Origin of the sequence: Enterobacter chengduensis (genome assembly GCF_001984825.2) — a bacterium.
Taxonomy (GTDB): Bacteria; Pseudomonadota; Gammaproteobacteria; order Enterobacterales; family Enterobacteriaceae; genus Enterobacter; species Enterobacter chengduensis.
Map to the genome: position 1 here is coordinate 2006739 of NZ_CP043318.1, position 12615 is coordinate 2019353.

At 55.3% G+C, this 12615-nt stretch carries 12 protein-coding genes; 10 read left to right on the top strand and 2 right to left on the bottom strand.

Annotated elements, in window-relative coordinates:
* Window positions 1-35 precede the first annotated feature (35 nt).
* On the bottom strand, window positions 36-3161 hold the full coding sequence (gene rne / locus FY206_RS09885; RefSeq protein WP_032639663.1) for a ribonuclease E: 3126 nt from the start codon (window positions 3159-3161) through the stop codon (window positions 36-38).
* Between the two features lie 572 nt (window positions 3162-3733).
* On the opposite strand from rne, the gene rluC reads away from it, so the two are divergent.
* Complete coding sequence (gene rluC, locus FY206_RS09890; protein ID WP_024909023.1) at window positions 3734-4681, top strand: 23S rRNA pseudouridine(955/2504/2580) synthase RluC; 948 nt, start codon at window positions 3734-3736, stop codon at window positions 4679-4681.
* Window positions 4682-4757: 76 nt separating this feature from the next.
* Here the strand turns inward: rluC and FY206_RS09900 are convergent, their stop codons facing one another.
* A complete protein-coding gene (locus tag FY206_RS09900; RefSeq protein WP_032639666.1) occupies window positions 4758-5342 on the bottom strand; it encodes a Maf family protein in 585 nt (194 codons plus the stop codon).
* 140 nt (window positions 5343-5482) lie between these two features.
* Between FY206_RS09900 and yceD the strand changes: the two genes are divergently transcribed.
* The 9 genes from yceD (at window position 5483) to pabC (ending at window position 12615) form a co-directional block, all read left to right on the top strand.
* The gene (gene yceD, locus FY206_RS09905; RefSeq protein WP_014883375.1) at window positions 5483-6004 is read left to right on the top strand and encodes a 23S rRNA accumulation protein YceD; all 522 of its coding nucleotides are present in this window, start codon (window positions 5483-5485) and stop codon (window positions 6002-6004) included.
* Between the two features lie 16 nt (window positions 6005-6020).
* Entirely contained in the window at window positions 6021-6194 is a 174-nt protein-coding gene (gene rpmF, locus FY206_RS09910; protein WP_003857964.1) for a 50S ribosomal protein L32, read from the top strand.
* An 80-nt stretch (window positions 6195-6274) separates the two neighbouring features.
* Window positions 6275-7309: a phosphate acyltransferase PlsX gene (gene plsX / locus FY206_RS09915; protein WP_065365884.1), complete on the top strand. Its 1035-nt coding sequence runs from the start codon at window positions 6275-6277 to the stop codon at window positions 7307-7309.
* 6 nt (window positions 7310-7315) lie between these two features.
* Window positions 7316-8269, top strand: coding sequence for a beta-ketoacyl-ACP synthase III (locus tag FY206_RS09920; RefSeq protein WP_008500797.1), 954 nt, complete (start codon window positions 7316-7318; stop codon window positions 8267-8269).
* Window positions 8270-8284: 15 nt separating this feature from the next.
* Window positions 8285-9214, top strand: a complete 930-nt coding sequence (gene fabD / locus FY206_RS09925) for an ACP S-malonyltransferase (RefSeq protein WP_032639669.1) — start codon at window positions 8285-8287, stop codon at window positions 9212-9214.
* Window positions 9215-9226: 12 nt separating this feature from the next.
* Entirely contained in the window at window positions 9227-9961 is a 735-nt protein-coding gene (gene fabG, locus FY206_RS09930; RefSeq protein ID WP_010429699.1) for a 3-oxoacyl-ACP reductase FabG, read from the top strand.
* A 154-nt stretch (window positions 9962-10115) separates the two neighbouring features.
* Window positions 10116-10352 (top strand): acyl carrier protein, encoded by a 237-nt coding sequence (gene acpP / locus FY206_RS09935; RefSeq protein WP_003857954.1) that lies wholly within the window; start codon window positions 10116-10118, stop codon window positions 10350-10352.
* A 91-nt stretch (window positions 10353-10443) separates the two neighbouring features.
* The gene (gene fabF / locus FY206_RS09940) at window positions 10444-11685 is read left to right on the top strand and encodes a beta-ketoacyl-ACP synthase II (protein WP_032639670.1); all 1242 of its coding nucleotides are present in this window, start codon (window positions 10444-10446) and stop codon (window positions 11683-11685) included.
* A gap of 120 nt (window positions 11686-11805) precedes the next feature.
* Window positions 11806-12615 carry an aminodeoxychorismate lyase gene (gene pabC / locus FY206_RS09945; RefSeq protein WP_032639672.1) on the top strand — a complete coding sequence of 270 codons (810 nt, stop codon included), beginning with the start codon at window positions 11806-11808 and terminating at the stop codon, window positions 12613-12615.

Genomic DNA, 12615 nt, shown 5'->3' on the forward strand with positions numbered 1-12615 from the left:
CCGACCCGAAGGTCGGCTTTTTACTTTCAGCGTCGTTATTCGACGGACTGCGGACGGGTTGCCGGTGCAGTTGCCTGATGCGTTGCACTGTGGCCGCCTGCAGCGCCTTTACCGTCGAAGGTGAAGGCCGGGCGCACCCAGTCGCTGTGACGCGGGGCTTCAGGCACGTAATCCGGCGCCGGAGCGCGCGTCATTGGCGCTGTCGCCACGTGGGCAGCGGCCGGTGCAGAAACAACCGGTTCAGGCTTCACTTCTGGCGCTTTCGGTTCTTCAACAACCGGTTCAACCTCAATCTCAACGTCCTGAGCGACTTCTTCAGGTACCGCTTCGACGACGGTTTCAGCGGCCTCTTCCACTGCGGCAACAGGTTCAGCCTCTGCAGCAATTTCTTCAGCTACCGCGACATCTTCTTCAGCGATAAGCTGCGGAGCGGCTTCAACCGGCGCGGCAATCACTTCCGGATGAGCGGTTTCGACATCCACCGGCTGCGGTGCTTCAGCTTCAACAACCTGAGGTTCAACCACGGTTGCCGCTTCTGCCACCACTTCTTCAACCGCGGCGACAGGGGCAATCACCTCTTCGGCTACAGGCTGTTCATCTACAACCTGCTCCGGGCGCGCTACCGGGTAGCGGATCCAGACTTTACCGGAGGCCATCTCTGGCGAAGCACAGGCGATGGTCAGCGGCATTGGAGACTGAGTCGGGTAACGCTCGTCACGATAGCGACGACGGCGCTGGCCGCTGACGCGCAGATGACGTGGGGAACGGCGTGAACGGCGCGGCATGCCGGCGTTATCACGGTTTTCACCGTTGTCATCCTGCTCTGCGCTGTTTTCAACGACCGCAGGCAGGTCAACTTTCGCCACCTGCGTACCGGTTGTGCTCTCGCTGGATTCAACCGCGACAAGGGTTGACTCTTCGGCTGCTTCTGAGGCGAAGCGAACTTTCTGAGCAAGCTGGCGCTGCTTGCGGCGCGGCATAACCTGAGTACGTTCTTCCTGCTCGCCGTCCTGCTGTTCAACAGGCTCTTCGCGGTTCAGGTTTTTGACTTCCTGCTGTGCCTGACGCTTCTCGTCGTTACGGCGACGGTTGCGTTCACGGCGCGGCTGCTGGTCGTCACGCTGTTTGCTCTTCTCAGACTCATCGCCCGCCTGCTGGCGAATTTCACGATCTTCAACATTCTGCTGCTGTTTCTCGCGACGGTTGCGACGGTTGTCTTCGCGCTGCTCGCGGCCTTCGCCATTCTCAGAGCGATTGTCACGGTTGTCACGACGGTCATTGCGCTCATTACGGTCGCTGCGGTCGTTACGATCGCGGCGGTTGTTCTGACGCTTACGACGGTCCTGCTGACGCTCTGGCTTGGCCGCTTTTGGCTCTTCTTTCGGCTGCTCTGGCTGAACCTCTTCTTCGCCAGCAAACATCTTCTTCAGCGCGCCAAAGAAGCGGCTCAGCAGACCCGGCTGTTCTGTCGGCTGGGCTTTTGCCACTGCGGCTTCTGGTTTTTGTGCCGCAGGCTTGGCCGCAGGTTTTTCCAGTGCCGCTTCCGGCGGTGCTTCAGGCATGATGAAGGTCGCTAACGCAGGCTGCTCTGGCAGTTTGCGCTCGGCTGGCTCTTCATCGGAAGGCAGGGCCATCTCTTCTTCATGCAGCTTCGGCAGCAGGTAGCTGAGCGTGGACGTCTCTTCGCCTTTACGGACGCGCAGCACGTGATAGTGCGGGGTTTCCATCTGATCGTTTGGCACGATGATGCAGCGAACGCCGCCCTGACGTGCCTCAATGGCGCTGACCGCTGCACGTTTTTCGTTCAGCAGGTAGGAGGCAATCGGCACAGGAACAATCGCGTGAACCTCTTTGGTATTCTCCTTCAGCGCTTCTTCTTCAATCAGACGCAGGATGGAGAGAGACAGAGATTCGTTATCGCGCACGGTACCGGTGCCGGAACAGCGCGGACAAACGTGATGGCTGGACTCACCCAGCGACGGGCTCAGACGCTGACGGGACATTTCCAGCAGGCCAAAGCGGGAGATATGGCTAATCTGGATACGCGCGCGATCCTGACGCACCGCTTCACGCAGGCGGTTTTCAACCGCACGCTGGTGGCGAACAGGGGTCATGTCGATGAAGTCGATAACAATCAGACCACCCAGATCGCGCAGGCGGAGCTGGCGGGCGATTTCATCAGCGGCTTCGAGGTTGGTATTGAAGGCCGTCTCTTCGATGTCACCGCCGCGTGTGGCGCGAGCGGAGTTGATGTCGATAGCGGTCAGTGCTTCAGTGGAGTCGATAACGATAGAGCCGCCGGAAGGCAGGCGCACTTCACGCTGGAAGGCGGACTCAATCTGGGATTCGATCTGGTAGTGGCTGAACAGCGGGATTTCACCGGTGTACAGTTTAATTTTGCTGGTGAAATCCGGACGACCCAGCGCGGCAATGTGCTGGCGAGCCAGCTCAAGCACTTTCGGGTTGTCGATCAGAATCTCGCCGATGTCCTGACGCAGGTAGTCACGGAAGGCACGCACGATCACGTTGCTTTCCTGGTGGATCAGGAACGGAGCAGGGCGGCTTTCTGCAGCTTTCTGGATAGCTTCCCAGTGCTTCAGACGGAAGCTCAGGTCCCACTGCAGCGCTTCGGCTGATTTGCCAACGCCTGCGGTACGCACGATAAGCCCCATGCCGTCCGGCAGCTCAAGGCTTGCCAGCGCTTCCTTCAGCTCGGTACGGTCATCCCCTTCGATACGGCGAGATATGCCACCCGCACGCGGGTTGTTAGGCATCAGCACCAGATAGCTCCCTGCCAGGCTGATAAAGGTAGTCAGTGCGGCACCTTTGTTGCCACGCTCTTCTTTATCAATCTGAACGATAACTTCCTGACCTTCGCGCAGCACATCTTTGATGTTTGGGCGGCCATGGGCGTTGTAGTTTGCAGGGAAATATTCGCGGGAGATTTCTTTCAGAGGGAGGAAACCATGACGCTCAGCACCGTAATCGACAAATGCAGCTTCAAGGCTTGGTTCAATGCGGGTGATTTTACCTTTGTAAATGTTCGCTTTTTTCTGTTCGTGTCCAGGACTTTCGATATCCAGATCGTACAGGCGCTGCCCATCCACAAGGGCGACACGCAACTCTTCTTGCTGAGTTGCGTTGATTAACATTCTTTTCATCGTAACTTACTCGTTATTCTTACATTGACGACAAAGCTGCGGGCAAGGTGACGCTTTCCGGGGTATGAACCGATGGCCTCGTGTCTGTTCACGTCGCCAACCTCACGGTTGTCGCTCGCTTAAGAGGCGCAGAGTGTCGGTTGCCTGTATTTCATACGGAAACACAGCGCAATTATCAGGGGAATTGCCTGGGTAGAACTCTCCAGAGAACAATCCTTATACCGGGAAGTACTGCAACCCGCAGCCCGCTAACTGCCTGAAAGATCAATACGTCTTACGCCATTGCTGCGTGGATGATCGGTCAGGCAAAATTGGTCATTCCGTCGACATCCTTACGTAACCAGGATTTAACACGGAAAACGGCTTCATTATTCCACTGCTCGCCGGGTTATAGCAAGATGACTTTTACCAATTATCACCCGGTTACTCACAGTTTCTTCACTTCAAGGTGGTGATTGGTTTAATAACCACCAAATCGATTGCGCAAAACGGAAGAGTGCCCGGATAAAAGTAAATATAAGCATAGAAAAATGAGTGGCGCTAATGGCTGACGATATTTAGAATCGCCAACCATGAAAACAGAGACTCCAGCCGTAAAAATGGTTGCTATCGCCGAAGATGACGCGGGGCAACGTATCGACAACTTTTTGCGTACCCAACTGAAAGGGGTACCGAAGAGCATGATTTACCGCATCCTGCGTAAGGGCGAGGTGCGGGTTAACAAAAAACGCGTGAAGCCCGAGTACAAACTCGAGGCGGGCGATGAAGTGCGTATTCCGCCGGTGCGCGTTGCGGAGCGTGAAGAAGAGACCGTTTCGCCGAAGCTACAGAAAGTCGCCGCCCTGAGCGATGTCATCCTCTATGAGGATGACCACATTCTGGTGCTGAATAAACCGTCAGGAACGGCTGTTCATGGCGGTAGCGGTCTGAGCTTCGGCGTGATTGAAGGGCTGCGAGCCCTGCGCCCGGAAGCGCGTTTCCTCGAACTGGTTCACCGTCTCGATCGCGATACCTCCGGCGTGCTGCTGGTGGCGAAAAAGCGTTCCGCGCTGCGCTCTCTGCATGAACAGCTGCGCGAGAAAGGCATGCAGAAAGACTACCTGGCGCTGGTGCGCGGCCAGTGGCAGTCTCATGTAAAAGTGGTACAGGCGCCGCTGCTGAAGAACATTCTGCAAAGCGGTGAGCGTATCGTCCGGGTGAGCCAGGAAGGGAAACCGTCTGAGACGCGTTTCAAAGTTGAAGAACGCTACGAGTTTGCCACGCTGGTGCGCTGCAGCCCGGTGACCGGCCGTACCCACCAGATCCGCGTGCATACGCAGTTTGCAGGGCACCCCATCGCCTTTGATGACCGCTATGGCGACCGCGAGTTTGATAAGCAGCTGGCGGGAACGGGCCTGTCGCGTCTGTTCCTGCATGCGGCAGCGCTGAAGTTTACCCATCCTAATACGGGCGAAGTCATCCGTATTGAAGCGCCGCTGGATGAGCAACTGAAACGCTGTCTGAAGGTTTTGCGCGGCTGATTTTGCCCGGCGGCGCTGCGCTTGCATGGGCCTACGGTTTTGTAGGCCGGGTAAGCGCAGCGCCACCCGGCGAAGGTCACACCGTCAGCGGATTACACTCTTCTCTGCGCAACATCTGGCAGAGTGCAATCAGCGGTAACCCCACCAGCGTATTCGGATCGCGACCGTCCAGCTTGTCGAACAGCGCAATTCCCAATCCTTCACTTTTAAAGCTCCCCGCGCAGTTCAGCGGCCGCTCCCGGCGCACGTAATCCATAATCTCTTGCTCGCTGAGGTGGCGGAAGTGTACGTCGAACGGCTCACATTCGGTTTGCAGATGGCCTGAGGCGGAGTTATAGAGGGCAAGGCCGGTATAAAAGGTCACGATAGTGCCTCGCGCACGCATCAGCTGCTGGCAGGCGTTCTCCTCCGTATGGGGCTTGCCGGTGATTTCGCCGTCCAGCACGCAAACCTGATCGGAGCCTATAATCAAATGTGAAGGATAGCGTGTGGCCAGCGACTGCGCTTTCTCCTTTGCAAGACGCGTCACCAGATGACGCGGTGATTCACCCGGCTGTGGCGTCTCATCCACCTCTGGCGCGGCGCATTCAAACGGGATCCCAAGCTTTTCCAGCAGCATTCGGCGGTAGGGAGACGTGGAAGCAAGGACGAGATTTGGCATATTTTTATCACCAGATATAGCGTATCGATGCCAGCCATTTTAAACTACAGGCCGCAATGTGTGCGAATAATTGGCAAAAGGCAGCTCTGGTTGCCTTTTTCTTTGACTCTATGACGTTACAAAGTTAATATGCGCGCCCTATGCAAAAGGTAAAATTACCCCTGACTCTTGATCCGGTTCGTACGGCTCAAAAACGCCTCGATTACGAAGGTATCTATACTTCCGATCAGGCCGAGCGTATTGCCGAATCCGTAGTCAGTGTGGACAGTGATGTAGAATGCTCCATGTCGTTCGCTATCGACAACCAGCGTCTCGCCGTTTTAACCGGTGATGCAAAGGTGACGGTAACGCTCGAGTGTCAGCGTTGCGGGAAACCGTTTGTACAGCATGTTCACACAACGTATTGTTTTAGTCCGGTTCGTTCTGACGAACAGGCTGAAGCACTCCCGGAAGCGTATGAGCCGATTGAGGTTAACGAATTCGGTGAAATCGATCTTCTGGCTCTGGTTGAAGATGAAATCATCCTCACCTTGCCAGTGGTTCCGGTGCATGATTCTGAACACTGTGAAGTGTCCGAGGCGGACATGGTCTTTGGGGAACTGCCTGATGAAGCGCAAAAACCAAACCCATTTGCCGTATTAGCCAGCTTAAAGCGTAAGTAATTGAGGAGTAAGGTCCATGGCCGTACAACAGAATAAACCAACCCGTTCCAAACGTGGCATGCGTCGTTCCCATGACGCGCTGACTGCAGTTACCAGCCTGTCTGTAGACAAGACTTCTGGTGAGAAACACCTGCGTCACCACATCACCGCTGACGGTTTCTACCGCGGCCGCAAGGTTATCACTAAGTAATCACGCGCAAGCGTGATTAGGCTTAGTGAGGATTTCCCCGTGCAAGCGGGGAATTTACCGAACCAGGCTGCGACGATACCTTGACACGTCTAACCCTGGCGTTAGATGTCATGGGGGGAGATTTTGGCCCTTCCGTGACAGTGCCTGCAGCATTGCAGGCACTGAATTCTAATTCGCAACTCACACTTCTTTTAGTCGGCAATCCCGACACAATCACGCCATTACTCGCAAAAGCTGACTTTGAACAACGTTCACGTCTGCAGATTATTCCTGCGCAGTCAGTTATTGCCAGTGATGCCCGACCCTCGCAGGCGATTCGCAATAGTCGTGGCAGCTCGATGCGGATAGCGCTGGAGCTGGTGAAAGAAGGGCGAGCTCAGGCTTGCGTCAGCGCAGGGAATACCGGCGCGCTGATGGGGCTGTCGAAATTGCTGCTCAAACCGATTGACGGTATTGAGCGCCCGGCGCTGGTGACGGTGTTACCGCATCAGCAGAAGGGCAAGACGGTAGTGCTCGATTTGGGCGCTAACGTCGACTGTGATAGTACTATGCTGGCCCAGTTTGCCGTGATGGGATCGGTGCTGGCAGAAGAGGTGGTCGGGATCAACACTCCCCGTGTTGCGTTACTGAACATTGGTGAAGAAGAGACCAAAGGCCTGGACAGCATTCGCGAAGCGGCTGAATTGCTCAAACAGGTTCCCTCCATCAACTATATTGGTTATCTCGAAGCCAATGAGTTGTTGACGGGGAAAACGGATGTTCTGGTGTGCGATGGCTTCACCGGAAACGTCACGTTGAAGACCATGGAAGGGGTCGTGCGCATGTTTCTTTCTCTGCTGAAATCTCAGGGAGAAGGCAAAAAAAGCGCCTGGTGGCTAATTTTATTGAAGCGTTGGTTACAAAAAAGCCTGACGCGGCGATTCAGTCACCTCAACCCCGACCAGTATAATGGCGCCTGTCTGTTAGGATTGCGCGGCATCGTGATTAAGAGTCATGGCGCCGCCAATCAGCGAGCATTTGCTGTCGCGATTGAACAGGCAGTGCAGGCGGTGCAGCGACAAGTCCCTCAGCGGATTGCCGCTCGCCTGGAATCTGTATTAGCTAAAAGTGACTGAGCGTACATGTATACGAAGATTTTAGGTACCGGCAGCTACCTGCCAAAACAAGTGCGTACCAACGCCGATCTGGAAAAAATGGTAGATACGTCTGACGAGTGGATTGTCACGCGCACAGGTATCCGTGAACGTCGTATTGCCGCGCCAGACGAAACCGTGTCGACCATGGGTTACGAAGCCGCACAGCGTGCTATCGAAATGGCGGGTATTGATAAAGAACAGATTGGCCTGATCGTGGTTGCCACGACGTCTGCCACGCATGCTTTCCCAAGCGCAGCGTGCCAGGTGCAAAACATGCTCGGCATTAAAGGCTGCCCGGCGTTTGACGTCGCTGCCGCGTGTGCAGGCTTCACCTATGCGCTGAGCGTTGCCGATCAGTACGTGAAATCCGGTGCCGTTAAATATGCGCTGGTGATCGGTGCTGACGTGCTGGCGCGCACCTGCGATCCTACCGATCGTGGAACGATCATTATTTTTGGTGATGGTGCGGGCGCGGTGCTGCTGGGGCAGTCCGAAGAGCCGGGTATCATCTCTACGCATCTGCATGCTGATGGCAGCTATGGCGAACTGTTGACTCTGCCTAACGCCGATCGCGTGAATCCGGACAACTCAATCTACCTGACCATGGCAGGGAACGAGGTGTTCAAGGTGGCAGTGACTGAGCTTGCGCACATCGTTGATGAAACGCTGGAAGCGAATAACCTTGAGCGCTCCGCGCTTGACTGGCTGGTTCCGCATCAGGCGAACCTGCGCATCATCAGCGCGACCGCGAAAAAGCTGGGCATGTCGATGGATAACGTTGTGGTGACGCTGGATCGTCACGGCAACACCTCTGCGGCGTCGGTACCGTGCGCATTTGATGAAGCGGTACGCGATGGACGAATCAAACGGGGCCAGCTGGTCTTGCTTGAAGCCTTCGGTGGCGGGTTCACCTGGGGTTCCGCGCTGGTTCGTTTCTAGTATAAGGAATAAAAAATGACGCAATTTGCTTTTGTGTTCCCGGGCCAGGGCTCTCAGACCGTTGGGATGTTGTCTGAAATGGCAGCTCACTATCCGGTCATTGAAGAGACTTTCCGTGAAGCTTCTGATGCACTGGGTTATGATTTATGGGCGCTGACCCAGCAGGGTCCGGCCGAAGAACTGAACAAAACCTGGCAGACGCAGCCCGCGCTGCTGACCGCCTCCGTTGCGCTGTGGCGCGTCTGGCAGCAGCAGGGCGGTAAAGCGCCAGCCCTGCTCGCCGGTCATAGCTTGGGTGAATACTCTGCCCTGGTCTGTGCCGGTGTGATCGCGTTCGCTGACGCGGTACGCCTGGTGGAACTGCGCGGTAAATTTATGCAGGAAGCGGTGCCGGAAGGCACGGGCGGCATGTCTGCCATTATCGGTCTGGATGATGCGTCCATTGCAAAAGCGTGTGAAGAGTCTGCTGAAGGTCAGGTTGTCTCTCCGGTAAACTTCAACTCGCCGGGCCAGGTGGTTATTGCCGGTCATAAAGAGGCGGTTGAACGTGCGGGTGCGGCCTGTAAAGCAGCCGGTGCTAAACGTGCGCTGCCGCTGCCGGTCAGCGTACCGTCCCACTGTGCACTGATGAAGCCTGCTGCCGAGAAGCTGGCGGTTGAGCTGGAAAAAATGACGTTTAACGCACCGACGATTTCCGTTGTGAACAACGTCGATGTGAAATGCGAAACCGCGCCGGAAGCGATCCGCGATGCGCTGGTTCGCCAGCTCTACAGCCCGGTACAGTGGACCAAAACCGTTGAGTTTATGGCCGCGGAAGGCGTTGAGCATCTGTATGAAGTCGGCCCAGGTAAAGTCCTCACCGGTCTGACAAAACGTATTGTTGACACCCTGACAGCCTCGGCGATTAACGAGCCGGAAGCCATGTCAGCGGCACTCTCGCAATAAAAGAGGAATACCATGAGTTTTGAAGGAAAAATCGCCCTGGTCACTGGCGCAAGCCGCGGTATCGGGCGTGCAATTGCTGAAACACTGGTAGCGCGCGGCGCGAAGGTGATTGGTACAGCAACCAGCGAGAATGGCGCACAGGCCATCAGCGAGTATCTGGGTGCAAACGGTAAAGGTCTGGTACTGAATGTGACTGAACCTGCATCTATCGAATCTGTTCTGGAAAATATTCGCGCAGAGTTTGGCGAAGTGGACATTCTGGTAAACAATGCCGGGATCACTCGCGATAACCTGTTAATGCGAATGAAAGACGACGAGTGGAACGATATCATCGAAACCAACCTGTCATCTGTATTCCGTCTGTCAAAAGCGGTAATGCGCGCTATGATGAAAAAGCGTCATGGTCGTATTATCACTGTCGGTTCTGTGGTTGGTACCATGGGAAATGCTGGTCAGGCCAACTACGCTGCGGCGAAAGCGGGTTTGATCGGTTTCAGTAAGTCGCTGGCGCGTGAAGTTGCGTCCCGCGGTATTACGGTAAACGTTGTTGCTCCGGGCTTTATTGAAACGGACATGACGCGTGCGCTGACGGATGATCAGCGTGCGGGTACGCTGGCGGCAGTTCCGGCGGGTCGTCTTGGCGACCCTAAAGAAATCGCCAGTGCGGTTGCATTTTTAGCCTCTGACGAAGCGGGTTACATCACTGGTGAGACCCTCCACGTCAACGGCGGGATGTACATGGTTTAATCACGATGAAAAATATTTGCGTTATTAGGGCGAATGGCCTCAAAATAACGTAAAATCGTGGTAAGAACTGCCGGGATTTAGTTGCAAATTTTTCAACATTTTATACACTACGAAAACCATCGCGAAAGCGAGTTTTGATAGGAAATTTAAGAGTATGAGCACTATCGAAGAACGCGTTAAGAAAATTATCGGCGAACAGCTGGGCGTTAAGCAGGAAGAAGTTGTGAACTCCGCTTCCTTCGTTGAAGACCTGGGCGCAGATTCTCTTGACACCGTTGAGCTGGTAATGGCTCTGGAAGAAGAGTTTGATACTGAGATTCCGGACGAAGAAGCTGAGAAGATCACCACCGTTCAGGCTGCCATTGATTACATCAACGGTCACCAGGCGTAAGTGAACATCTCCAGGCGGTCATTCGACCGCCTGAGTTTTATCTTTTTTAGTCCCACGAATCTCTTTTTTTATCCCTCCCTGGAGGACAAACGTGTCTAAGCGTCGTGTAGTTGTGACCGGACTTGGCATGTTGTCTCCTGTCGGCAATACCGTAGAGTCCACCTGGAAAGCTCTCCTTGCCGGTCAGAGCGGCATCAGCCTAATCGACCATTTCGATACTAGCGCCTATGCAACGAAATTTGCTGGCTTAGTAAAGGATTTTAACTGTGAAGAGATCATCTCGCGCAAAGAACAGCGCAAGATGGATGCCTTCATTCAATATGGAATTGTCGCTGGCGTTCAGGCCATGCAGGATTCTGGCCTTGAGATTACGGAAGAGAACGCAACCCGTATCGGCGCCGCTATCGGCTCCGGGATTGGCGGTCTTGGCCTGATCGAGGAAAACCATACATCTCTGATGAATGGCGGCCCGCGTAAGATCAGCCCGTTCTTCGTTCCGTCCACGATTGTTAACATGGTGGCGGGTCACCTGACCATTATGTTCGGCCTGCGTGGGCCAAGCATTTCTATCGCGACCGCCTGTACGTCTGGCGTACATAACATCGGCCAGGCCGCGCGCATTATCGCGTACGGCGATGCAGATGCTATGGTTGCGGGCGGTGCTGAAAAAGCCAGTACCCCACTGGGCGTCGGCGGTTTTGGTGCGGCGCGTGCGCTGTCTACCCGCAATGATAACCCGCAGGCGGCCAGCCGTCCGTGGGATAAAGACCGTGACGGCTTCGTGCTGGGCGACGGGGCGGGCATGATCGTACTGGAAGAGTACGAACACGCGAAAAAACGCGGTGCGAAAATTTATGCTGAAGTCGTTGGCTTTGGTATGAGCAGCGATGCGTATCACATGACGTCTCCTCCGGAGAATGGTGCGGGTGCCGCGCTGGCAATGGAAAACGCGATTCGTGATGCGGGTATTACCCCAGCACAAATTGGCTACGTGAACGCACACGGCACCTCTACGCCTGCAGGCGATAAGGCTGAAGCTCAGGCGGTTAAGTCTATCTTCGGCGAATCTGCCAGCCGCGTTCTGGTGAGCTCGACGAAGTCCATGACCGGTCACCTGTTGGGTGCGGCGGGTGCGGTAGAGTCAATCTACTCTATCCTTGCGCTGCGCGATCAGGCTGTTCCGCCAACCATCAACCTGGATAACCCGGATGAAGGTTGCGATCTGGACTTCGTGCCTCACGAGGCGCGTCAGGTTAGCGGTATGGAGTACACCCTGTGTAACTCCTTCGGCTTCGGCGGCACCAACGGTTCTCTGATCTTCAAAAAGATCTGATCCTGACGTCCCGATAGCATTTAAAAAGGTCCGCTTGCCGGGCCTTTTTTATTAAGCCTAATCTTCTTGTCGGCTGCATGACATCCTGCCAGACTAAACGCCCACGCATAAGGAGCCACCATGTTTTTAATCAATGGCCTTGAGCAGGACACGCTGCCTGCCAGCGACAGGGCGATACAGTTCGGTGATGGTTGCTTTACGACGGCGCGCATTCTGGACGGCGAGGTCTGCCTGCTTGAGGCGCACATTCGACGCCTGCAGCATGGCTGTGAAAAGCTAATGATCCCCTTTACGCTTTGGGACGCACTGCGCCAGGAAATGTGCCAGCTCGCATCCGGGAAGCCCAGCGGCGTACTCAAGGTTATCATCAGCCGCGGCAGCGGTGGCCGGGGTTACAGCGCCGCATCGTGTCTTAGCCCCACGCGTATCCTCTCCGTATCTGCTTATCCTTCACATTACTCGCGCTGGCGAGAAGACGGCGTCACGCTGACGCTGAGCCCGATACGGCTGGGACGAAATCCGATGCTGGCCGGGCTTAAGCATCTCAATCGCCTTGAGCAGGTGCTTATTCGTACTCATCTTGAACAGACGGACGCCGATGAGGCGCTGGTTCTTGACAGCGAAGGGCTCATTACGGAATGCTGTGCGGCTAATTTATTCTGGCGACAGGGGGGAGAGGTGTTTACGCCGTCGCTGGAACAGGCTGGCGTAAATGGGTTGATGCGTCAGTTTTGTCTGGCTCAGCTGGCACGCTCTGGTTTTCGCGTTGTCGAAGTTAGCGCAGGAGAAGCCGCCCTACAGACCGCAGATGAAGTCATCATCTGCAATGCGCTGATGCCTGTTGTACCGGTCCGTGCGTATGGCCAACAACGCTGGTCTTCGCGCGAGCTGTTTCAGTTTTTAGCCCCGATATGTGAGCAAACCAGATAG